At 40.1% G+C, this 23431-nt stretch carries 21 protein-coding genes; 5 read left to right on the forward strand and 16 right to left on the reverse strand.

Annotation, left to right across the window (positions count from 1 at the left end):
* Positions 1–103 precede the first annotated feature (103 nt).
* The 8 genes from RGU12_RS22780 to RGU12_RS22815 all read right to left on the reverse strand — a co-directional run bounded on the left by RGU12_RS22780 (position 104) and on the right by RGU12_RS22815 (position 9559).
* Positions 104–1267, reverse strand: a complete 1164-nt coding sequence (locus RGU12_RS22780) for an anhydro-N-acetylmuramic acid kinase (protein WP_309538092.1) — start codon at positions 1265–1267, stop codon at positions 104–106.
* A 13-nt stretch (positions 1268–1280) separates the two neighbouring features.
* Positions 1281–2858: a beta-N-acetylhexosaminidase gene (nagZ, locus tag RGU12_RS22785; RefSeq protein ID WP_309538093.1), complete on the reverse strand. Its 1578-nt coding sequence runs from the start codon at positions 2856–2858 to the stop codon at positions 1281–1283.
* A gap of 17 nt (positions 2859–2875) precedes the next feature.
* On the reverse strand, positions 2876–3592 hold the full coding sequence (locus RGU12_RS22790; RefSeq protein ID WP_309538094.1) for a PIG-L deacetylase family protein: 717 nt from the start codon (positions 3590–3592) through the stop codon (positions 2876–2878).
* 5 nt (positions 3593–3597) lie between these two features.
* On the reverse strand, positions 3598–4641 hold the full coding sequence (locus RGU12_RS22795) for a serine hydrolase domain-containing protein (RefSeq protein WP_309538318.1): 1044 nt from the start codon (positions 4639–4641) through the stop codon (positions 3598–3600).
* Positions 4642–4658: 17 nt separating this feature from the next.
* Positions 4659–5582, reverse strand: coding sequence for an N-acetylmuramic acid 6-phosphate etherase (murQ, locus tag RGU12_RS22800; protein WP_309538095.1), 924 nt, complete (start codon positions 5580–5582; stop codon positions 4659–4661).
* A gap of 44 nt (positions 5583–5626) precedes the next feature.
* On the reverse strand, positions 5627–6574 hold the full coding sequence (locus RGU12_RS22805) for a GNAT family N-acetyltransferase (RefSeq protein ID WP_309538096.1): 948 nt from the start codon (positions 6572–6574) through the stop codon (positions 5627–5629).
* Positions 6575–6668: 94 nt separating this feature from the next.
* Positions 6669–7643, reverse strand: coding sequence for an N-acetylglucosamine kinase (locus tag RGU12_RS22810; RefSeq protein ID WP_309538097.1), 975 nt, complete (start codon positions 7641–7643; stop codon positions 6669–6671).
* Positions 7644–7786: 143 nt separating this feature from the next.
* Positions 7787–9559 carry a SpoIID/LytB domain-containing protein gene (locus tag RGU12_RS22815; RefSeq protein WP_309538098.1) on the reverse strand — a complete coding sequence of 591 codons (1773 nt, stop codon included), beginning with the start codon at positions 9557–9559 and terminating at the stop codon, positions 7787–7789.
* Between the two features lie 258 nt (positions 9560–9817).
* On the opposite strand from RGU12_RS22815, the gene RGU12_RS22820 reads away from it, so the two are divergent.
* The 3 genes from RGU12_RS22820 (at position 9818) to RGU12_RS22830 (ending at position 12543) form a co-directional block, all read left to right on the forward strand.
* On the forward strand, positions 9818–11191 hold the full coding sequence (locus tag RGU12_RS22820) for a dipeptidase (RefSeq protein ID WP_309538099.1): 1374 nt from the start codon (positions 9818–9820) through the stop codon (positions 11189–11191).
* A 192-nt stretch (positions 11192–11383) separates the two neighbouring features.
* Entirely contained in the window at positions 11384–11674 is a 291-nt protein-coding gene (locus RGU12_RS22825; RefSeq protein ID WP_309537340.1) for a helix-turn-helix domain-containing protein, read from the forward strand.
* On the forward strand, positions 11671–12543 hold the full coding sequence (locus RGU12_RS22830) for an IS3 family transposase (protein ID WP_309537426.1): 873 nt from the start codon (positions 11671–11673) through the stop codon (positions 12541–12543). Before RGU12_RS22825 ends, RGU12_RS22830 begins: the two co-directional genes overlap by 4 nt.
* A 110-nt stretch (positions 12544–12653) precedes the next feature.
* Here RGU12_RS22830 and RGU12_RS22835 read toward each other — a convergent pair whose 3' ends face one another.
* From RGU12_RS22835 to RGU12_RS22850, 4 genes are all read right to left on the reverse strand, one after another.
* Complete coding sequence (locus RGU12_RS22835) at positions 12654–13604, reverse strand: carbohydrate kinase family protein (RefSeq protein WP_309538100.1); 951 nt, start codon at positions 13602–13604, stop codon at positions 12654–12656.
* 122 nt (positions 13605–13726) lie between these two features.
* Complete coding sequence (locus RGU12_RS22840) at positions 13727–15166, reverse strand: glycoside hydrolase family 32 protein (RefSeq protein ID WP_309538101.1); 1440 nt, start codon at positions 15164–15166, stop codon at positions 13727–13729.
* Positions 15167–15197: 31 nt separating this feature from the next.
* Positions 15198–16604, reverse strand: a complete 1407-nt coding sequence (locus RGU12_RS22845; protein ID WP_309538102.1) for a sucrose-specific PTS transporter subunit IIBC — start codon at positions 16602–16604, stop codon at positions 15198–15200.
* Between the two features lie 138 nt (positions 16605–16742).
* A complete protein-coding gene (locus RGU12_RS22850; RefSeq protein WP_309538103.1) occupies positions 16743–17729 on the reverse strand; it encodes a LacI family DNA-binding transcriptional regulator in 987 nt (328 codons plus the stop codon).
* 165 nt (positions 17730–17894) lie between these two features.
* Here RGU12_RS22850 and RGU12_RS22855 point away from each other — a divergent pair, with 165 nt between their 5' ends.
* On the forward strand, positions 17895–18731 hold the full coding sequence (locus RGU12_RS22855; protein ID WP_309538104.1) for a GNAT family N-acetyltransferase: 837 nt from the start codon (positions 17895–17897) through the stop codon (positions 18729–18731).
* A gap of 41 nt (positions 18732–18772) precedes the next feature.
* Here the strand turns inward: RGU12_RS22855 and RGU12_RS22860 are convergent, their stop codons facing one another.
* The 4 genes from RGU12_RS22860 to RGU12_RS22875 all read right to left on the reverse strand — a co-directional run bounded on the left by RGU12_RS22860 (position 18773) and on the right by RGU12_RS22875 (position 21514).
* Positions 18773–19246 carry a GNAT family N-acetyltransferase gene (locus RGU12_RS22860; protein ID WP_309538105.1) on the reverse strand — a complete coding sequence of 158 codons (474 nt, stop codon included), beginning with the start codon at positions 19244–19246 and terminating at the stop codon, positions 18773–18775.
* 17 nt (positions 19247–19263) lie between these two features.
* Positions 19264–20085, reverse strand: coding sequence for a tryptophan 2,3-dioxygenase (kynA, locus tag RGU12_RS22865; RefSeq protein WP_309538106.1), 822 nt, complete (start codon positions 20083–20085; stop codon positions 19264–19266).
* Positions 20086–20321: 236 nt separating this feature from the next.
* The gene (locus RGU12_RS22870) at positions 20322–20753 is read right to left on the reverse strand and encodes a threonine/serine exporter family protein (RefSeq protein ID WP_309538107.1); all 432 of its coding nucleotides are present in this window, start codon (positions 20751–20753) and stop codon (positions 20322–20324) included.
* 17 nt (positions 20754–20770) lie between these two features.
* Entirely contained in the window at positions 20771–21514 is a 744-nt protein-coding gene (locus RGU12_RS22875; protein WP_309538108.1) for a threonine/serine exporter family protein, read from the reverse strand.
* A gap of 211 nt (positions 21515–21725) precedes the next feature.
* Here RGU12_RS22875 and RGU12_RS22880 point away from each other — a divergent pair, with 211 nt between their 5' ends.
* The gene (locus RGU12_RS22880; RefSeq protein WP_309538109.1) at positions 21726–23387 is read left to right on the forward strand and encodes a glutamine--tRNA ligase/YqeY domain fusion protein; all 1662 of its coding nucleotides are present in this window, start codon (positions 21726–21728) and stop codon (positions 23385–23387) included.
* Positions 23388–23431 lie beyond the last annotated feature (44 nt).

Here is a 23431-nt window from a genome sequence, read left to right on the forward strand (position 1 = left end):
GAAGTGGCGTTCTTAGTCTTTGGCCTTACACGCGAAAAGTAACCTTTGAAAATCTGTGGCATCCGCCGGAGGCTTTAACTTTATTCAGCTCTGCTGGATAAAGTTATGCTAGAGCAATTTTTCCCATGATAACAGGGGTACTTGCTCCTGTTGCTGATGGTAAATTATTCGGTCGTTTGTTGATGCATTGGTATCCTAGTAATGCAAATACGATCGCTTCCTTGGCATCGGCTGGGAGTCCCAGTTCATCTGTGCTGCCTAGTTTGATGGATGGAGGCAGATGTTCTTGCAATCTTCTTCGTAGCGTTTGATTGTACCAGCCACCACCACTTATAAAAATCTCATTGATTTTATAGGAATCTACAAATCTCTTACAATCATCTGCGATTGTACGAGCCGTTAACTCCGTAATCGTCGCTATCTGATCCTCTGGTGCCAAATCGGCTTTTGTATTCCACAGGTCCTTGGCATATTGAAGTCCAAATAGCTCTCGACCTGTACTTTTGGGTGCTGGCAACCGGTAATAGTCATGAGCTAACAGCTCTTCAAGCCATTTCTCATCCACTTTTCCCTTTGCAGCCAGCTCACCATTTTTATCATAGGTTTGCTTTCCATGTGTTGCCCATGTCGTAAATGCATCAATGAGCATATTCCCTGGGCCTGTATCAAACGCGAGTACTTGTTCATCACTGTCGGTAGGTGGTAAAACGGTTATGTTGGCAATTCCTCCAATGTTGGCTAGGATTCTACCATGTGATTTTGTCCGAAAAAGAAGATTATCGGCATATGGAACTAATGGTGCACCTTGACCACCAACTGCCATATCACGCGGGCGAAAGTCCCCTACCGTCATCACGCCTGTACGCTCTGCTATTACTGCGATATCTCCAATTTGTAAGGTTGATGTAAGATTGTAGCCTTCTACAGGTTTACCTTCAGGCTGGTGAAAAATTGTCTGACCATGTGAGCTGATTAGATCCACGTCCTTCATCTCAAGACCCGCTTCAGCAACGACCTTGTTCGTCGCTTTCGCAAACAGTTCACCCAGAAGCATATTGGATATTGAAATACCCTCGAGCCGCGCTCTATTAGGGTCACACAGCTCTAATATTCTCTCTCTCATTGATTCCGAGTAGGGAAGTGTTGAAAAATGAATAAGTTTTACACGGATTTTTTGATTGTCACTTTCGGAAATGTTAACTAAAGCTGCATCAATGCCATCAAGTGATGTGCCTGACATTAATCCCACAACTACCTTTTCACTCACTCCAACATCTCCCTTACTTTGGAATGGTAACTGGTAATTTCCCCGTTACCTTTTCTAGTCCATAGATTGCTTTTGCTGCCATTCTTAAAGCTGGGTATGGAAATTCATATGTGCAAATATAGGCATGAACTTCTGGTAAAAATGCAAGATCATACGGACTTCTTGTCGCAACAACGACAACCGGTACGCCTGTGTTAACCAGTGCCTCGACTAGCTTTGTCTGTGCATCTCTTTTTTGAACAGTCAGGGTTCCAACTATAACCGCATCATAATGTTGGGCTTTTGCAGCTACTTCCTGAATTTCTTCGCCTGTCGCTGGGTTTGATAATTCAACAACCTCTGCTGTCTCATCTATCTCTTTAATGGCTTCGCCGAGATACATCGATGAATAGCGCTTATCCTCAACCTGCATCGTATATTTATTTTCACAGTAAACGACTAGAACACGCTTATCCTTCAATGGCAAAATCTCATTGTTTTTTTCAATCGTAATTCCTTGCTTATAGATGTCATGTGCCAGCTGTTGGTGCTCTTTTCCGCCAACAATTGACGGTACCTGACTTGAACCAACCTCATCCCAGCTGCAATACTTTTCTTTCAATCTCGTCACTCTCGTAACGGCTGCTTCAATCTGAGCATCATCAATTTCCCCAGATTCCACTGCTGCTACTATAGCATCAATTGTTTCCTTTTGAAGGTGATGGAGATGCGAGACCATAATCAGGTCAACACCCGCCTTAATTGCTTCAACCCCGCCTTTTGCCGTACCGATTGTATTAGCTATTGCATTCATTTCCATACAATCGGTTGTTACGACTCCATCAAATCCAAGCTTTCCTCGAAGAAGACCCGTGATTACTTTTCTCGACAATGTTGCAGGGACACCCGGTGTATCTTCAATTGCCGGAAAATATACATGTGCCGACATAATCGTATCTGCACCCGCTTTTATACTGTCGATAAAAGGCTTTAATTCAATTTGTTCCAAACGTTCGATGTTATGAGAAATCACAGGTAGATCTAGATGGGAATCGACATTTGTATCCCCATGTCCAGGAAAATGCTTTAATGTTGTGATGATACCAGCTTCCTGCATTCCCTTCATCGCCATTCTTCCAAACTCTGAAACCATATCTGCTGCTTCACCAAAGGATCTTACGCCGATGACTGGATTTTCAGGATTATTATTGACATCCATGACAGGTGCTAGATTCCAGTTAATTCCGAGTGCTTTTAGCTCTTTTCCAGTTGCTACACCTACTTGATAGGCATTCTCTGGCTCACCTGTTGCTCCTAAAAGCATCGCTCCGGGAAAAATGGTTGTGCCTTCTCCTAGTCTACGAACTACTCCATTTTCTTGGTCAATACAGATTAAGAGTGGTTGCTCATGCCCCGCATCCTTTGCGACCTGTTGTAGTTCCTGGGTTAGCGAAAGAATCTCCTGGGGTGAACCAATATTTCGTCCGAAAAGAATGATTCCGCCAACATGATGCTCACGAATCAGTTCTTTTATATCATCGGAGGCTGTTATTCCTTTAAATCCAACGACCATCAACTGACCGACTTTTTTTCGCAAACGTGTAATATCCATAGGACGCACCTCCACATCTATAATTCAAAGCCAGGTATACTTGGTCCTTTTCGAACATTTGCACCTACCGGGAACTTAAGGGTTTGTGCGTATGTTGTACGATTCAAGCAACCTCTCATAGTTCCAAGCGCCTTATAATAGTCGTAATACCTGAAATCAGTAGAATTCATAATAAACCAGTATTGGGACAACGCCTCTAAATAGGTTTCAAATTCGTCTGTTACATCTACATAAATATCCGGGACATATCCCTCCATGTCCTCCCAATTCTCACTATGCAGCATTCTTCGAAGGGAGTGTGGTGGAAGCCCTTCCATTTCAAAGCCCGGCAATGCCGCCTTTAACCAGGCTGCTTGAACAAGTCGTGGACAAAGGGCATGATCAGGATGCATACTTTTTTCCCAGTGCGTAATAACAAGAGTCGGTTTTAGCCTCCTAAAAATGGTTGCAAGTTCAGTGACCGTTTCCTCATCTTCCTTCAGTTCTGCGTCCTTATAGGAAAGAGTAAAGCTCTTGGCTCCCAATATTTCAGCTGCTTTTTCGGCTTCTTTTATTTTCTGAATCCTGTATTCTTCCACGCTAAGATGGGGTGGCGTGCCTTTTTCACCTGCAGTTAGGTGAAGGAAGGTGACCTCATGTCCTGCTTTGGCATATTTATGAGCGATGGCTCCCGCTTGGATTTCTCCGTCGCCACAGTGTGCCCCAACAATCATCAAATGGATTTTTTCAGCCATCTTTCTTACCCCCTCGTAAGCTGCGCTTTAATTAAATTATGTAACCTTGGTCTTAACCTAAGAATTGGATCCTTCCTTCCAAAATGAACGCGGTTGGTCAGAAGGATGACATTTAACTGAATCTCTGGATCAAACCAGATGCTCGTTCCTGTGAACCCGGTATGACCGTAAGAATCACTAGAGAATAGGTCGCCACAGCTTGAGAACGTTGGGTTTTTTAATATCCAACCTAAGCCCCTATATTCACGACTAAAAGTGGTATAATTTTGCCTCGTTATGCGAATGGACTGCTCTGACAAAATCCGTCTCCCTTGAAATACCCCATTATTTTCAATCATCAAAGCATAGTTGGCGAGATCGGAAATAGTGGAAAATAAACCAGCATGACCGCTTACGCCCCCCATACTTTCGGTATTGTCATCATGAACAATCCCATGCTTATAATCCTGTAAGGCTTCACTAAATTCAGTTGCCGCAAATCTTTCTCGTTCATAGTTTGGTAGAAAACTAGTTTCACTCATATTCACTTTGTCAAATAACTCACGTTTTAGAAAGGTCTGAAAGTCCTCTTCTGTTACTTTTTCGATTATTTTATAGAGAAGGATGAATCCTAGGTCACTATAGATGACCTTCTCGCCAATTCCCGCAGCTAACTTTTCATCAAAAACCCGTTCCATGATTTGATTGGTATTTAAAGTCTCTTTGAAGTACTCCCGATGTGCAGGTAATCCTGATGAGTGTGTAAGTAAATCTTTAATCGTAATAGCTGCTTTATCGTGTTTTGCAAATTCCGGTAAAAAATAAGCAACTTTATCATCAAGGTGTAGCTTTCCTGCCTCGATAAGCAATAAAATCGAGGGCAGGGTGGCCACCACCTTTGTCAGGGAAGCAAGATCAAAAATGGTATCAAGCTTCATTGGATCCTTTTTCGGATAAACGACTCTATGTCCAATTGCTTCTTGAAGAATCCATTCCTTTTGATATGAGATGTGAATGACAGCACCTGGTATGTGCTGCTGGTCGATTTCCTCTTGTAGGAAAGCCAACACCCTATCCCTCATCCCCATCACTTCCCTTCATTTGCTAATTCGATTGCCTTCCTCGTAAATCCATTTGCTTTATCAATCACTTCATTGGCCTTTTCCAAGGAGACGCCTGCTAACACCATTACAATTGCCGGCTTTACTTTTTGGTTTGTTTGATTAAGGATTGTTTCGGCTTCCTGATACGTAATGCCCGTCACATCCATAACAATTCTTCTAGCTCGCTCAATTAGCTTCAGATTACTTGCGTGGAGGTCGACCATTAAGTTTCCATAGACCTTACCAAGCTTGATCATTGCTGTTGTTGATAGCATATTTAAAATCATTTTTTGTGCTGTTGCTGACTTCAACCTTGTTGATCCTGAGAGAATTTCAGGTCCAACAATCACTTCGATGCTATGGTGTGCATATTTACTTATTTCTGCATTCTGATTGCAGGCTAAGGAAACTGTGATGGCACCGAGACTCTGTGCATACTTTAATGCACCGATGACATATGGTGTGCGACCGCTTGCCGCGATTCCCACTAAAATATCGTTTTTCGTAAAGCCTCTTTTTTCTAAGTCCCTTGCGCCTCCTTCTAGGTCATCCTCTGCTCCTTCAACCGCAGTAAACATCGCTGTCTCGCCACCTGCCATAATCGCCTGAACCATTTCTGGAGGCGTACAAAATGTCGGTGGACATTCTGCTGCATCTAAGACTCCAAGTCTACCGCTTGTTCCTGCACCGATATAAAACAGACGTCCATTCTGTTTTAAAGTGGCATAGATGGCTTCAATCGCATTATCAATTTGAGGAAGAACCATTCTAACGGCCTTTGAAACCGTTTCGTCCTCCTCATTCATTAGCTCAATAATTTGAGATGTCGTGAGTTGATCAATATTTACAGACCTTTGATTTCGTTGTTCTGTTGTTAGTGATGTAATATTAACCTTCAAATTCGCCACGCCTTTCCAACCTGTCTGGGTTCTTTTTCTTTCTTTAGAAAGGACTAAATCTGTTTACTATATTGCTGATATTCTTTCCAAACCTTGAAATCTATCTTTTTATAAAAGTCTAGTAATCCTGTCCAATCAATAATGATCGTGTTTATTTGCCTTTCTCTTAAAAAAGAAATACCTGCCTTAACAATCGCTAGCCCATAACCATTTTTCCTTTCCTCTTTATCGATTCCAAGTGGTCCTACACCGCCCACTCCTTCGTTGAACAGTGGTGCCCAATAAACATTGGGTCCAATTATTGGTGACTCAGGATCATTAATTCGACAAAAGCCAATGATTTTATTGTCTTTACGAAATACAACAAATTCCCTACCTGTTCCACCATTTTCAAAATATTGTTTTGCTTCATACTCCCATCTTCCAGGAAAGCAACGATGCATGAAGGAGACAAGTTCATCCTTATTTTCTATTAAGGAAACCTCGATATCCTTAGGTGTTTGAAAAACGAACTTTTCATAGGGGGCAAAGATTCGAATTAAGTCCGATTCAATACCAGAAGCTTGGTAGCCTCTTTTTTCAAACCATTCTTTAGTGCCCTTAAATTGGAGTAGAATCCCGGGAAAGTAATGTGCTAGGTCACGACCGAGAAAAATGGTCTTACATCCCTGTTTTTCCAGCGCTTTTTCAGCCTTCTCCAATAAAACGCTTCCAATTCCATTTTTACGAAAATGTGAATCAACAAGTAATGCCTGAATCCAACCGATTTCACGATTCACAAGTGCTTCCGTTTTATCCTGAACGTATTTGCTTATAACGAAACCAATGACCTGGTCCTGCTCATTTACAGCAAGGTACGAACCTGAAGAAAGTACACTAGGATCTTGAATGCTATTTTGTTTAAAAAGCGTGTCTCTCATTGGGAAATCAGAACCAAGTTCACGATTCCATAGATTTATGACTTGTGATTCCCATTGCACATCCAACTGTAAAAATTTCATCATGGTTCCCCCATTAACATTTACAACCTATTTTTAAACCAATTATAGCAAATATTTGTAAGGTTTGAAATAAAAAATCAATATTAATATAAAATTATTGTACTATTATTTCATTTATATTGTTTTTAAACCCCACACCTAACGTGCCGCCCGCTTGAACAATCCCGGCAGCAACCGCTCCTCCTACAGGCTCAATATGAGGTGTGACAAGTTTGAGTGGTAGAAAAGCTTCTTGCAAATAAGTCTCAATGATCGGAATAAACAAATCGCTGCGTGTAAATAGACCACCAACCAGCACTACTTGAACTTCTCTTTCATTTAATGGGAAAAGCTGATCGTACAAATGATGGATGGACCTTGCTATCCTGTTTCCAGAGCCTCGGATGAGTTCCTTAGCCACTTCATCTCCTTGGTCAACTGCCTCTGTCACGTACTTACTTAATGGTGCAATTACATCACGTGGATGTTTGGCACTATATACAATGGATATTAAATCTGTTGGATCCGCGATTTGAAAATGCTGGACGATTTTTTCTGTGAGTGCTGTTTTAGGGCCTCTCTTGTCATATGCCTTAAAAATAGCATATAATGCTTCCCTACCTAGTTCATAGCTACTGCCTTCATCATCAATCAAATAACCCCAACCACCAATACGTTTTCGTTCACCTTGATCATTTACACCAAAGGTGATTGAACCGGTTCCGCAAATTTGGACAATCCCTGGTGCCCCAAGGGTTCCTGAATATAAAGCATTGACCCCATCATTATCGATGATGATTGTTGCTTGGGAAGGTGCGAGTTTACCAAGTATGGCCTTAATAATCTCCTTTGCTTCAGGTCGATCTACACCCGCTATTCCAGCAAAAATGGTATGTAGGTTATTAAAGGCATCTTTATTCTGATTTTCTAAGGACGAAAACAAGGACTCAAATTCTTTTTCAATGCTTTCGAGGTCAGCTCCATTCTGGTTGGTCGCCCCAACCCGAGCCACAGCGTAAACATTCCCACACTCATCAGCAATAATTCCTTTCGTCTTCGTTCCTCCCCCATCAATCCCTAAAACATACATATTCTAGCCCCCAACTTTCAATTGGTTGTTAATTTTATTATACGTTACAGAAATTAAATTTCAATATATTTTAAATAATTATAAAATATTATTTCATAAAATAAAAAACTGCCGCCCTTTTGGAACAGCAGTTTTAGATATTTTTATTCTTTACTCAAAATAGACGTACTTTCCAACGACATATTTGGATAATAGGAAGTTAAAATCCTATCAAACTCATACCCTAACGTTGTGCCAAGATAATAGGCACCGTATTGACTCATACCAACACCATGACCATTTCCGCCCCCATAGAACGTGACGGTATTCTCTTCATCAAGTTCAAAACCAAAGAAGGCTGAAGGCAGGATGGTGTAGTTATCTAGTGTGCCTGTGTAGCCTGAGCTTCCTGCAGTAGCACGGTGTAGAACAACCGTTTCTCCCTTTGTAAATGCATTAGTTGGTCTAATCGTGAAACGAATATTATATTCTTTAATGATTTTGTACGTCCCCGTTGTACCTTCGATGACAAGCTCCATGATGTTTCCGCCGTCACCTCGTTTTGCAACATACATATTAACGAACTCCCCAATTCCTTCTGCCGGGATTGGCTGACTTACAAAGTCTCCTACTTCATTTTGAGTTAACACAAACTTAGGATCAGCAGCTTGTCTACTTATAATGTTAGCATTAATTGTATTCTCCAACTCTTCTTTAGAAAGGCTTACCTTCCATCTAAACCATGGAGAATTTCCGTCGTATCCTGTATGGGATAAGGTTTTATAGAATTCAAGAATCTCTTCTTCGCTTTGTGTATCAATTTCTAACATTTTACTAGGATCATTCGGATCAAATGTATGGCTTTGTGCAATTAAGTATGGTAGTACCTTGCTTGGGAATGTCCCGTCTGCTTCAGCCCATACCTGATGCTTTGATGCACCATAGCCCCCTGACGTTGAATAATATCGTGCATCTACTAAACTACCATCTTCACCTAACATAATAACTCCCGCTGTTTCATTCACAGCTTGAGTTGTTGCAGCATTTTCAGGTGTGTTGTTATAAACCTGACTCATCACACTATCTAATACAAAGAATCCATCCTTTGCAAAACGATCGCTTAAATAGTCACCTAACGCATAGGTCCTAGCTGCTACAGCCTGGGCTTTTAGTGCATTTACACCAAAGTATGCAGGCATTTCACTTGGAACCACTTGATACAGATACTGTTCAAAATCAACTTCATTGATTAGGTTAAGTTTGTTTCCTGTTGAGGAAGTAGTAATTTCAAAGAACCCACGATATGACGGGTCACCACTTGCTCGTGTGATATTTTCAACTTTAATTTTGTTTCCTTCATCGGTAAAGGCATAAAGTCTGTTAGTTGTTGTATATAAAACCTCACCTGTAGCACTTGTTACAGTGATTTCATTATTAGAAGGCGTGAACGTGACTTTCTCGTTTGCTGGGACTACGAATGTTTCTTCTGCTACTTTATCAACGATTTCAAGCCCTGCTTGAGAGCTTAATACAATTGTATCGTGGTCAACCGTTGCAAAGCCTGATGTCATAATCCCCACACGCATCGTTTCAATCGGGGTAGGTCCATCAATAAAAATTTTTGTAATTTCATCTTTATGATTCACGCGAACCGTTACATTTTCCGCGCCAACTCTTACATCAGCAAGTGACTTTTGGTATACTCGTTTTTTTCCTTTTAGAGTGACATCATAATTTTTTGCAAGCTTTATATTGCCCTGTAGCTCAAGTTCTAAAGTTCCATTATCTGTATCCTTCGCCATAATTTTTTCTGTGTATTCAACCCATGATCTGTTATCCTCGGCTGCTGAAGCTTGGCCCGTTTGAGAAAATAGACCAGTAATAAGAACAATCATCACAAAAGCGCTTACAAAGCTACGTCCCTTTCTAATCAGCAAAATAATTCCCCACTCCCCTAGTATAGTTTAGAACTAGCATGCTTTTCCTTAACGCACAATCAGAAAAAATGTACTAGTTTTACTTACATACTCATTTCTTTAAATATCTAAAATTTACCTTCATACTTTTGTACCATTTTATGAAATAAAATTTTAGTCCTTTTGTTTTACTTTTCAAAATCTAGAAACATTCCATTGCCTTTTTAATTGATGTAAAATAATGACATAGAGCTGATTTACGAAAAGGAGGAAACAGCTTTGAACGAAAATATCAAAACTTATCTAAAAGAAAACCGAGAATCACATTTACAGGAGCTTTTTGAGTTACTTTCAATTCCGAGCATTAGTGCATTGCCTGACCACAAGGACGATGTCAACCGTACTGCAGAATGGGTTGCTGAGGCCCTTCGTAAAATTGGGATGGAAAATATCAGCATCCATCCAACGAAAGGACATCCCGTTGTATATGGGGACTGGCTGCATGCTGAAGGCAAACCAACTGTATTAATTTATGGGCATTATGATGTTCAGCCGGTTGACCCCCTTCATTTATGGGACAACCCTCCTTTCGAGCCAGAAATTCGCGATGATAAAGTTTTCGCACGTGGAGCAAGTGATGATAAAGGGCAAACCTTCATGCATTTGAAGGCGTTAGAGACCATTTTTAAAACAGAAGGAACATTGCCACTTAATTTCAAATTTTGTATCGAAGGTGAGGAAGAAATCGGAAGCCCGAACCTCCCTGCTTTTGTTGAGGAAAATAAAGAGTTACTCGCCGCTGATGTCATTGTTATTTCTGACACAAGCATGAACGAACGTGGAAAACCAACGATTTGCTACGGCGTACGAGGACTGGCAGGTCTTCAAATTGATGTAAAAGGCTCTAACAGCGACTTACACTCTGGTCTATACGGCGGTGGTGTACATAACCCAATCAATGCGCTTGTTCAATTATTGGACACCTTCCATAATGAGGACGGAAAAGTAACTGTTGAAGGATTCTATGAAGATGTGCAGCCATTAACAGATGAAGAAAAGCAAGCATATGAAGCATTAAACTTTGATGAGGAAAAACAACGTCAAGAGCTTGGTGTTCCTGCTCTTTATGGTGAAAAGGGCTATAGCTACCTTGAACGAACATGGGTCCGTCCTACCCTTGATATTAATGGCATTTACGGTGGATTCCAGGGTGATGGTATTAAGACTGTTATTCCATCAGAAGCTCATGCAAAAATCACATGCCGTCTTGTTCCAAATCAGAATCCTGATGTGATCGTTGAACAGCTAAAGCAACATATTGAGAAAAACAAACCAGTTGGTGTTGAAGTCAGCCTTCAGCTTTTTGATAAGGGTGCACCATATGTGACGCCATTTGACCATCCAGCGATTCAAGCAGCAAGCCGTGCTTATGAGGAAGTCTACAAGGTGCCAACATCATTTACTCGCGGCGGTGGATCATTGCCGATTATTGCGACATTGGACGAAGTTCTACATGCTCCAATTGTATTGATGGGCTTTGGACTTCCAACTGAAAACTTCCATGCTCCAAATGAGCACTTCCATCTTGAGAATTTTGATAAGGGATTGGAGACATTGTGCACGTACTGGTTTGAGTTAGAGAAGTCATTGTAAGAGAAAAGGTGGATCCCCGTGTTGGGGTCCACCTTTTTTGGGGTTGAAGCTTGGTATAACGCAATTATTAAAATTAACGCGCATATCTTAGGGATTAGTACGCAATTAATAATGCTATTGTACCCATATGGTAGACAACTTTAGAAAAACGCACTCTCAAAATGTTACATTTAGTTTAGGGGGAGTGTAAAAATGAGTATTCAAAGTAATTATCCATATGATTTAAAGAAGCAAGTTGTAGAGATGTTCTTAGAGGGATATTCTGCGGCTGAATTGGCAACGAAATTTGAGATAAAAAATCAACGTAGAGTATATGACTGGGTAGAGAAGGTGAGAGCCGAGGGGTACTCTGCATTAAACAATTCTAGGGGACAGAAAAGTAAGGGGAAGAGTAAGAAGAAAAAGACGTTAGAAGAAGAGTTCGAATTACTAAAGTTGGAGAATGAATACTTAAAAAAGTTGTTGGATCTAAAAAGGGGGTGAACGATAAGGAAGAACAATACGCTTTTATTCATGCTTATTCAACTGAATACCCAGTCACAAAATTGGTGGAAATAACGGAGGTATCACGTTCTGGTTACTATAAATGGTTAAAAAGGAACGGAAGCAATAATCAAGATAGGATAGATGAATCTCTATTTCTTTATATTCACAAGATATTTACTGATAATCGAGGAACAGTTGGTAGAAAGCGAATTAAAATTGGGTTAAAGAAAGATTATGGGTTGGTTGTTAATGAGAAACGAATTTCTAGAATCATGCGTAAATATGGATTACAGTGTAAGGTTCGAAGAAAGAAGTTCAAAAATAGACCTCAACCAAATGGATTAATACCGAATATATTGGATAGAAATTTTCGTGCGATGAGACCTGGGATTAAATTAGCGATTGATATTACATATATTGAAGTGGAAAAAGGTTCTCAGAAATGGATGTATTTATGTGCAATAAAAGACCTATTCAACGGGGAAATAGTAGCTCATTCACTTGGAACGAATCAGGGGATGAAACTAGTATATAGAGCGTTAGATGCATTGAAAAAAAGAGGGTTTGAGAATAGAGCGATCATGCATAGCGATCAAGGTACTCAATTCACAAACCATCGGTATATGAAGCGACTACAAGAAATGGGTATTAGCCAATCTATGTCCCGCAGAGGCAACTGCTGGGACAATGCTTGCATAGAGAACTTCTTTGGGCATTTGAAATGTGAAATGCCTTGTTTCAGCCACCCTGAAACAGTGATAGAAGTGCGACAAGCAGTAGAAGCTTATATTCATTATTATAACAATAAACGTATCCAAACGAAATTAGAAATGAGTCCTGTTGAATATAGGACTCAAGCAGCTTAATTTTGTGCGTTTTTAATAGTGTCTACTTGACAGGGGCATGTTCATAAAAATAAAGCGCAATTATCCTTTATTAATACGCAATCAACCAAAAGAGTCCTTTTGACCGCACCTTATTTTCCTGCCAAAAACGCTTGAACCTGCTCAATCGTTGGCAATGCGCTCATAGCTCCTTTTTGTGAAACAGCCAGCGCACCAGATACACTGGCAAAAGTAGCGATTTCCTTAATTTCGTCTAAGGTATAATCTGTTACCTTTATATCTCTTTCGCTGAATCTGTACAGCAAACCTGACACAAACGCATCTCCCGCACCTGTCGTGTCCACACTTTTTACTTTCTGAGCTTTCACAAAAATAGCCTCACCCTTGTAGAATGCATGCACACCATCCTTGCCAAGCGTGATGAATAAGAGCGGAATATTGTACTCAGCTAGTTTTTCAACACCGCGTTCTATATCCGTTTCACCCGTAATGAACTCTAACTCTACCTCTGATAGTTTAACGACGTCCGCTTCACTTAGCATGGAAACTATTTTTTGTTTCGCTATGTCGAGACTCTCCCAAAGCATTGGTCGTAAATTAGGATCATAAGAAACGAGTAGGCCCTTTTCTTTTGCCAGTTGAAGTGCCTTTTTCGTCGCGGATTCCGCCGGATCGTCTATTAACGAAATGGAACCGAAGTGGAACACATTATGCTCATCAAAAAGAGACGCAGGAATCTCCTCAGGAGTTAAAAAGCGGTCCGCACTTTTCTCAATATAAAACGAAAACTCCCGCTCCCCCTCTTCATCAAGAGTTACAAATACAAGTCCAGTTCGCACTTCCTTTGAAAGAAACATAGCCCCTGTTTGGACATTGTAATTTTCCAAGGTCTGTTTTAAAAAATTCCCAAGAACATCGTCTCCTACTTTACCTATGAAAGAGGACTTCGCACCAAGTCTCGCTACTCCAACCGCTACATTTGCCGGTGCTCCCCCCGGGCTTTTTAAAAATTGCATATTGTCTTGGTCAAGTGGAATGAAATCAATTAAAGCTTCACCTAAACAAATGACTCCCTGTTTCACCTTTTCACTTCCCTTCGTTATTATTAGACTGCTTAAACCATGTTACACCCTTGAACATTTTTCGCCTGAGCATGTACCTTGAAACCTCTCTTACGGAACCATGCTTAATTCGAAGATATACCTCAAGCCAAATCCCATTTCTTCATATTAAATTGAAGATTACCTTCAGCTTTTAAAGAAATGGACTCGTTTTCCGTACTTGGGTAAAATCGCGCTGTAAAAACTTCCTCTCCATCATTCACAAAAATCTCAATTGAGGAGGTATCCAAAAACACGTGTAGCTTTTTAATCCCATAAATCTGGCAATGCCGTGATTCCACACGCCCATTTTTAAAGTTCTTTCGATGAAGACTTATTTTATTTTCTTTTGCGGAATAAAAGAAGCTCGTGGCCCCTCTAAATGTGATTTCAAAGGAATCTGAATGATACGAGATTCCGTCAATGAGCATTTCCATTGATGTCCCTTGTATCTTTTCGAGCGTTTTAATCTCTCTATGGACTTGAACATTTTGATACGATATTTCATTTTTCCTTAACTGCTTTAGTTCTTCTACAGGTTGTTGGATAACTTTTTCACCTTTAAGTGAAAGAACACGTGGCAATGTCATCGCATGAATCCAGCCATTTTCAATCGTCGGCTGATATTTTTCATAATCATCGGTCATTCCCATCCATGCAAAAAGAAGTCTTCGTCCTTTTTCATCGATGGTGGTTTGAGGAGCATAGAAGTCAAAACCACGATCTAATTCAGTAAAAACACCATGCTGAAAAGATGGCTCTTCATAATTTAACTCTCCCACAAAATAGCCCGCTTGGAATAAATTATGATACAAATCACCTTCTGGCTCAAGCCCTTGTGGAGAAACAAGAAGAACATCCTTACCATCCAATTCAAAAAGGTCGGGACATTCCCACATGTATCCAAACGATCCTAATCCGTTCATTTCAGAACCTGTAACAGCACCTTGATATTCCCAATCTGTTAAGTTCTGTGAAGAGTAAAGAACAACCTTCCCTTGTTCGTCGAGGTCTTGTGCACCCAACACCATGTACCATGTATCTTCTTTTTTCCAAACCTTTGGGTCACGAAAATGGGCTGTATAGCCTTCTGGAAGATGGATGACTGGTCCCATTTTCTCGAAAGTATTGCCATCACTTGAGATCGCCATACATTGATATGTCTCACGTTCACCCTTTTCACTCTTCACATTCCCTGTATAAAATAACACCATTTTTCCGTCATGCTCAACCGCACTTCCCGAATAACAGCCATTTTTCTCAAACCATTCACTTGGGGCAAGTGCAATCGGCTGGTGTTCCCAATTCACAAGGTCTTTTGAGGTGTAATGTCCCCAGAACTTCGAACCATGTGCCGTTTCAAAGGGATTCCATTGGTAAAACAAATGGTACACACCCTTATATTGAATGAACCCATTCGGATCATTTAACAAACCAACTGGTGGCATTAAATGAAATTTCAAACGGTACGGGTCGCTTTCGACCTTCACCCTATTTCGCTCAACTTCCTGATTTGCTTTTTCGATTAATTCATGCTGATTCATGATGAACTCCTTACGTAAAGAAGGCAAGTGATTACTTGCCTTCTGTTTTTTCTTGCATTTTATCTGAGTACCCGAACATCCAAGTTAGAACGAAGGCAATAGCAATGGATACTACGTTCACGAGGATATAAAGTAAAATTTGTCCGTTTAAATATAGCAATGTACCCGGGATTACCGTGATTGCCATTCCTGTTGCCTTAAGACCAAGGATCGAAGCTAAGAAGCCTCCAACACCACCGCCGATGAGTCCCATGATAAATGGTTTTACATAACGAAGGTTAACTCCGAAAATCGCGGGTTCTGTTATTCCCAAGAATGCAGACAAGGTAGATGGTAAGGCTAAAGCTTTTAATTTTACGGATTTTGTTTTTAATCCTACTGCTAAAGCCGCACCACCTTGTGCTGCAACTGCACATGTGACAATGGCGTTATACGGGTTGAATCCAAATTTTTCAAGTAATTGGATTTCTAATAGGTTAAAGACGTGGTGAACACCTGTAATAACGATAATTTGGTTAAGGAAGCCAATAATTAATCCGGCAATACCAAATGGCCACTCAAGTACTGCAACTGTTGCATCTAAAATGATATTTTCAACTGTATGAAACACTGGTCCGATTGCAAATAGAGCTAATGCAATCATGATGAGTAATGTTAAAAATGGAGTCACAATTAAATCTAGTGCTTCTGGAACACGTTTACGGATCCATTTTTCAAGCTTCGCACCAACAATACCTGTGATAAACGCTGGAATAACGGAACCTTGGTAACCGACTACTGGTATAAATCCAAAGAATTTAATTGGGTCAACCTCTCCGCCTGCAACTCCCCATGCATTTGGCAATGAAGGGCTAACAAGCATTAAACCAAGTATTAGTCCGATCGTTGGGTTACCCCCAAACACACGGAATGTGGACCATGCGACAAGTGCAGGTAAGAAAATAAAGGCTGTATCCGTTAAGATTTCAGTAAATAATATAAAGTTTTGAGAGATATCCGCGGGCGTTAAGCCAAACCATGCTAGAATTTGCTCTTGCATCACCAATCCACGGACACCCATGAAAAGACCTGTTGCAACTAGTGCAGGTATGATTGGGACAAACACGTCACCGAATGAACGAACTGCACGTTGAAAAGCATTTCCGCTTTTCGCTGCTTCTTTTGATTGATCAGCTTTTGTTGTTGTTTCAATCCCTATCTTTTCAACCTCTTCATAAATCCGATTTACTGTTCCTGTACCAAGGATGACTTGGAACTGACCACTGTTAAAGAATGCCCCTTTAACCTTATCTACATTTTCAACTTTTTCTTGATTAATTTTTTCTTTGTCTTGAACCATAATTCGTAATCTTGTTGCACAGTGTGCAGCAGAAAGAATGTTTTCTTTACCCCCAACTGCTTCGATAATTTCTTCTGCAATTCGACGATTTTCTGACATTTAGAATCACCCCTAAAAATAGTGTCTGTATGGAATCGATTACATATACCTCAAAAGAATAGGTAATCGATTACACATCCCGTTAAAAAAATTTAAAGGTTTTTTGTGTAATCGATTACACATTCGTTATAAAACCGATTATATACTATCTCGAACAATTAGTCTATAATCGATTTGTTTTTTTTCTATGGAAGTCCCTTCCTGTATGATCTCCAACAATGTCTTAGCTGCCTCAGCGCCTGTATATTCACTAAGAAAATCAACGGTCGTTAATTTTGGAGAAACATACTTTGATAAATCAGATGCACCCATTCCAGTTAAGGCAACATCATTTGGAAGCTCCACTCCCTGTTCTTTTAAATATTCCATTGCTCCAATCGCCAAACGGTCAGTTACAGCCACAATAGCAGTTGGTTTTTTAATAGAAGCTTCAAAAATTTTCTTCGCCGCCAAATACCCTGATTCGATTGTAAATTCTGCTTTTCCAATCCACTTGTTAACAACGGGCAGTAGGTTTTCCTCCATTGCCGCTAAGTATCCAGCTTTTCGCTTGTACCCGACCTCATAATCCATCTCGTCTACACCAATAAATGCAATATTCCGATGACCTTTTTCTATTAACAGATTTGTGATTTCCTTTGCTGCTTGGAAGTTATTATTAATGACAGAAGGTACTCCCTCCATCTCCTGTCCAGTCGCAACAAATGGAATGCGTAGTTTATTGATTTCCTCTAAAAGTTCCTCGCCTCGATTGGTTGCAAGCAAAATAATTCCATCAACTTGTTTGCTTTTTAAAAGCTTTACATACTCGATTTCTTTTTTCGGATCCAAATTTGTATTTGTAAGTAAGATTTGATAGCCGTGTTTTGCGAGTTCTTCACTGATTCCATTAACAATCCTACTTGCTGTTTCTGTGCTTAACTTTGGCAGGATGACACCAATGACATTGGATTGCTTGGTCCGCAATGCTTTTGCGTGCTCACTTGGTATATAGCCTGTTTCCTCGATAATTTTTAAAATACGCTTGCGAACATCATCACTTACATATCCTGAATTGTTCAGCACGCGCGAAACAGTCGCACTCGACACATTCGCCAGTCTCGCAATTTCCTTCATTGTCACCATGACATTTCCTCCAGTACAGTTCATTCCTCTTTATTTTACACAATTCTTTCAAGTACAAAAGGAATTTTAGTAACTTCGATAAATATTTGTTCTTTGGGATGTCCGAATCCATTATAATAAATTGAATATACAAGGGTATTTAAATCGGAAAAGGTCGTGGGGGAAATGATTGATAAGCTAAAAAAAGGTAACTTTAAAGTAGTAAAACCACTTCTTCCGGGATTAACGAACCATCCAGTTATAAATGGTGTTATTGATGGGAACAATCCAGGAGAGATTTTTGTAGACAATCAGAATTACCCCGAAACAGCATTTTTTTGGGCGAAAAATGAGATGTTCTATCTTTGTGGCAAGGTTGATAATCAGGAATTTAATTCTAAACTTGAGGAATATATTGCATCCGTGATTAGGTTCGAGGCACTCCCAGAGGAAGATACATTAAATCTCGAAATTTATCCAAACCATCAGTGGAATGGATCCATTGAATCCATTTTCACACGAGTTCCTCTGCTGAAAGGTGAACGTGTTCCTTTTGTTTTTCATAAAGAATGGTTTACTCCAAACGATACACAGGTCATTCCTGAGGGCTATAAGTTAAAAGTAATTAACAAGGATCTTATTGATTGGGATGAAAGCCACATCGTTAAAAATGAAATCACGAAGTTTTGGGGCGAATCCTTAGATTCATTTTTTCAAAAAGGCTTGGGATGTGCCGTCGTTCGAGGGTCAACTATTATCGGAACATGTCTGTCTGTTTTTGTATCGAACAATGAATACGAGATAGGAATTAACACTTATGACCCAAGTCATCGCGGAAAAGGGCTTGCTACCGCAATGGCAAGCGCCTTTATTAAGGAATGTCTGAGTCGTGGCGGAAACCCGCATTGGACAACAGAATCATTTCGCAAGGACTCCATTGCGATTGCAAAGAAAGTTGGCTTTGAACAACTAGATCATTACCCCGTTTATTACTTGCTGTTTGACCAATTTGTCATAAAATAAGGAGTTCTCCTCGCGGTAAACTCCTTTTTTTATAAAGACAACTATATGGTAAACTCCTGAATCGAACAGTTTCTTTCATCAAATCGTTCCGCAAAGTTTCCCTTTGTACATTTTGAAATGATATTTCTCCAAAATGCCCGGGCTCGCTCATTCTTCTCTGACTGTCTCACCTGCCACCTTCCAGGAAACATAGCAAAGATTTGCTCGGCAACAGTTGACCCGATTCCTTTACCCTCATAACCTCTCATAATAAAAAATTCCTCTATTGAATTAGGTTCCTCTTCCGTTTGGCTTTGCACTAATACAAAGCCTGCAAGCAAACCATCTACTCTTACAAAATAAGCGTGATGGTTTCGACCTGTCCAATAGGCATCAAGATTAAACCTGTCAAAACAACCATCCTCGTTTATCTTTATCGTACTCATATACTTTGTAAATTCGTATATATAAAATTCCATGAGGTTATGTAAGACCTCTTCTTCCTCTTTCGAAACAGCTTGAATTTGAATGTCCATGTTTAAGTGATACACCTCTATAGTCTCGTCCGTATATTCCACAACTCTGGGAAAAAGCGATGGTTCATGACCTGCTTCAAATACTCGACCCCTGCCGAGCCACCTGTCCCCCTCTTGTACCCGATGATTCGTTCGACGGTAATCATGTGATTGTAGCGCCATTTCTGTTGATGGGATTCAATATCCACTAGCTTTTCCGCAAGCTCGTAAAAATCCCAATACTTTTCAATATTTTGATAGACTTCAAGCCAAGCCTGTTCGACGCTTTCGTTGGCCCTATAATCCTCTGTCCAATCCCTTTGTAGGCAGGTTTTGTCGATTGTAAAGCCTCTTTTTGACAGGGCAAGAATTGCCGCATCATAAATACTTTTTTCTCTGAGCGCCGCCTCAACCTGCTTGTAAACTTCAGGCTGATGCTTATAAACACCGAGTACATTCGGCTTTTTATGTCCTAACGCAAACTCAATTAACCGATTTTGATACGACTGGAAGCCTGAGGATTTTCCAAGTTCGCCTCTAAATTCCATATATTCTGATGGAGTTAACGTTGATAGAACATCCCATGATTGAATCAATTGCTGCTGAATGCGTGAGACCCTTGATAACATTTTAAACGCGGGCTCAAGGTCATTTTTTAAAATAGATGCTTTTGCCGCATTTACCTCATGTAAAATAAGCTTCATCCACAGTTCACTCGTTTGGTGAATGATGATAAACAGCATCTCATCATGGTGTTCAGACAGTCGTTGCTGGCTTGAAAGCAAAGTATCTAACTGAAGATAATCACCATACGTCATGTCCTTTGATAGATCATTGTAAATACCGTCGTTTTTACTCATACACATCTCCTTTCCATTTTGAATCCTACTCATTACTTTCTATGAATATGCTGAAAAATCCTACATATTTATGATTTTCTTTGGCGGTTCTGGGCTTTATCGGTTTTATTTCAATTCTATCGACTTTATTTTGATTCTATCGATTTTAATCCAGATCTATCGTTTTTATTTCAGCTCTATCGATTTTAGCGCATAATAAAAAGCCACCTGGAAATCCGTTTCCCAGTGGCTTCAAACTACACTTTTTTTCTTCTTCTGATAATCAATTGATTCAATACCTCTGAGATAACGAGACCGAATGCAATTGCACCTGAAATCATAAAAGCCCTTGCCGCTAGTGGCAAAGCTGTAGAATAGTCATTTTCAACAAAGTTCCTCATCGCGTCATACGAAATTCCACCTGGCACCAACGGGATGATTCCGACGATGCTATAGATAATAACTGGGTTTTTATATACTTTAGCAAAAATATGGCTGATAATCGCGACCAATACAGAGGCAGCAAGCGTCGCATAAACGGCATCGACGCCTCGCAAAAATAAAAAGATATATAACATCCAACCAATCATCCCAACTAGTCCACATTTTAAAAGGGACTTTTTAGGAACATTGAAGATGATCCCGAATGTGCTAGAAGCAATTAAGCTTGTAATCAAATGAGCAAGCATTGTAAACTCCTTTCATCTTAGAAAATCGCAAGGACCACAGCTACTCCCGTTCCAATTGCAAAGGCTGTTAAAAACGCTTCTGCTCCCTTTGAAATCCCGGAAACGAGGTGTCCTGCAATCAAATCACGAACTGCGTTTGTAATCACCAACCCGGGAACAAGTGGCATCACAGATCCGATAATAATTTTATCAAGCTCTGCTCCAATCCCTGTCCTAATAAATAGATAGGCAACCATTCCTATTAAAAATGAAGCCAAAAACTCCGCAAAGAATTTGATTCGAATCAACCGGTGAAGGTAGATAAAAAAGGCAAATCCTACTCCTCCCGCAACACATGCTGGTAAAAAGTCCGTCCACGTTCCAAGGAACATGATGGTAAAACATCCACTAGCAAGGGTTGCTGCCAGAATCTGAATCCAGACGGGATAGGAGAGATCCTTTTTTGAAAGGTCGTCTAGCTCATGCTTTGCCTCCTGAAGGGTTAAATCCCCACTGCTAATTTTGCGTGAAATGCTATTCACCAGGGTTACCTTTTCTAAATCAGTTGAGCGCTCATTGATTCGTATTAAGTTAGTAGGTTCTGTATCACTCGTCGAAAACATAATGGCAGTTGGTGTCACATAACTATGGGAAGATAAAATCCCAAATGCAGCGGCCATTCGGTTCATCGTATCCTCTACTCGATACGTCTCGGCTCCACTTTCAAGCATTATTTTTCCCGCTAACAAGCAGATTTCCATAACTTCACTCTTTTTTTCCATAAAACACCGCTCCATAGATTAAAAAATAACATATTGTAAAGCTTATATGAAAGACAGCCTCATAATCAACTTAAAGTTTGGTAAACATGAGAATAATGGTAATTCTTCTGGATTTATGATATATTCATCCATTATAGAGGATGTTCAAAAAAAAACGAACCGATTGTGATTTTTGAGCGTTTACTACAGGATAACGAAAGAGGTTATAAGCGTGGACAATAATAACGTTTCAAACTTTATTAGAAATATTATAATCGATGATTTAGAAACAGGAAAACGCGATCATGTCGTTACCCGTTTCCCTCCAGAACCAAATGGGTACTTACATATCGGACATGCCAAATCAATCATTCTAAATTTTGACCTTGCGGATGAATTTAAGGGTACAACTAACCTGCGATTTGATGATACAAACCCATTGAAAGAGGATATTGAATTCGTTAACTCAATCAAAGAGGATGTAAAATGGCTTGGATATGATTGGGACGGTCTCTTTTTTGCTTCGGATTACTTTGAAGAAATGTATAACCGGGCTGTTTTATTAATCAAAAAAGGCCTTGCATATGTGGATGATTTGAGTGCAGATGAAATCCGTGAATACCGCGGAACCCTAACAGAGCCTGGAAAGGAAAGTCCATACCGTGACCGTACGATCGAGGAAAACCTTGAGTTATTTGAAAACATGCGTGCTGGCAAGTACGAAAATGGTGAAAAAGTATTACGTGCAAAAATTGATATGAAGTCACCAAACATCAATTTACGTGACCCTGTTATATACCGAATTTCACATACGACTCATCATAATACAGGTGATAAATGGTGTATCTACCCATTATATGCCTTTGCTCACCCACTTGAGGATGCAATTGAGGGTGTGACTCACTCTATTTGCACAATTGAGTTTGAGGATCAACGTCCTTTTTATAATTGGGTTGTTGAGCAATGTGAAATGGAAAGAAAACCGCAGCAAATTGAATTCGGTCGCATCAACCTAACAAATACTGTCATGAGTAAGCGTAAGTTGAAGCAACTAGTTGAGGAAGGCCATGTGGACGGATGGGACGACCCTCGCATGCCAACTATTTCGGGATTAAGAAGAAAAGGGTATACACCTGAAGCAATCCGTACATTCTTGCGTGAATTAGGGGTCGCAAAAAACAACGGTACCGTTGATACACAAATGCTAGAGCATTTTGTTCGTGAAGATTTGAAACTAAAAGTACCACGTACAATGGGTATTATTAACCCACTTAAAGTCGTGATTACGAACTATCCAGAAGGACAAGTGGAAATGCTTGATGCGGAAATTAACCCTGAAAATCCAGAAATGGGAACAAGACAAATCCCATTCTCTCGTGAAATTTATATCGAACAAGAGGATTTCATGGAAAATCCACCTAAGAAATATTTCCGTCTCTTCCCTGGTAATGAGGTGCGTCTAAAGCATGCTTACTTTATTAAATGTGAAGAAGTCATTAAGGATGAAGAAGGAAATGTAGTTGAACTGCGTTGTACGTATGACCCTGAAACAAAGAGTGGTACTGGCTTTACTGGTCGTAAGGTAAAGGGTACGATTCACTGGGTTGAGGCTACACAAGCGGTGCCTGCTGAGTTCCGTCTTTATGAGCCACTGATTTTAGATGCGGAAGAAAATGAGGATGAGGATGAAGACAAAACATTCCTTGATTATGTCAATCCAAACTCCCTTGAGATTTTAAATGGGTTCGTTGAACCAAACATGAAAAATGCGAAGCCACAGGATAAGTTCCAATTCTTTAGACATGGCTACTTTAATGTGGATCCAAAACACACTGCCGAAGACCATCTTGTCTTTAACCGAATTGTTTCATTAAAAAGTTCATTCAAATTATAAAAAAGAGACTCGTGCACACCAATCGTGTTGCACGAGTCTTCTTT

This window comes from Ferdinandcohnia sp. QZ13 (assembly GCF_031324165.1).
In the GTDB taxonomy this organism is placed as follows: domain Bacteria; phylum Bacillota; class Bacilli; order Bacillales; family Bacillaceae_L; genus Ferdinandcohnia.

Excerpts from the sequence above, each read along its gene's own strand:
- nagZ (WP_309538093.1), bottom strand. The coding sequence starts at position 2,858 with ATGGATATTACACGTTTGCGAAAAAAAGTCGGTCAGTTGATGGTCGTT.
- RGU12_RS22790 (WP_309538094.1), bottom strand. The coding sequence starts at position 3,592 with ATGGCTGAAAAAATCCATTTGATGATTGTTGGGGCACACTGTGGCGAC.
- RGU12_RS22805 (WP_309538096.1), bottom strand. The coding sequence starts at position 6,574 with ATGAAATTTTTACAGTTGGATGTGCAATGGGAATCACAAGTCATAAAT.
- RGU12_RS22810 (WP_309538097.1), bottom strand. The coding sequence starts at position 7,643 with ATGTATGTTTTAGGGATTGATGGGGGAGGAACGAAGACGAAAGGAATT.
- RGU12_RS22825 (WP_309537340.1), top strand. The coding sequence starts at position 11,384 with ATGAGTATTCAAAGTAATTATCCATATGATTTAAAGAAGCAAGTTGTA.
- RGU12_RS22840 (WP_309538101.1), bottom strand. The coding sequence starts at position 15,166 with ATGAATCAGCATGAATTAATCGAAAAAGCAAATCAGGAAGTTGAGCGA.
- RGU12_RS22845 (WP_309538102.1), bottom strand. The coding sequence starts at position 16,604 with ATGTCAGAAAATCGTCGAATTGCAGAAGAAATTATCGAAGCAGTTGGG.
- RGU12_RS22850 (WP_309538103.1), bottom strand. The coding sequence starts at position 17,729 with ATGGTGACAATGAAGGAAATTGCGAGACTGGCGAATGTGTCGAGTGCG.
- RGU12_RS22855 (WP_309538104.1), top strand. The coding sequence starts at position 17,895 with ATGATTGATAAGCTAAAAAAAGGTAACTTTAAAGTAGTAAAACCACTT.
- RGU12_RS22860 (WP_309538105.1), bottom strand. The coding sequence starts at position 19,246 with ATGGACATTCAAATTCAAGCTGTTTCGAAAGAGGAAGAAGAGGTCTTA.
- kynA (WP_309538106.1), bottom strand. The coding sequence starts at position 20,085 with ATGAGTAAAAACGACGGTATTTACAATGATCTATCAAAGGACATGACG.
- RGU12_RS22870 (WP_309538107.1), bottom strand. The coding sequence starts at position 20,753 with ATGCTTGCTCATTTGATTACAAGCTTAATTGCTTCTAGCACATTCGGG.
- RGU12_RS22875 (WP_309538108.1), bottom strand. The coding sequence starts at position 21,514 with ATGGAAAAAAAGAGTGAAGTTATGGAAATCTGCTTGTTAGCGGGAAAA.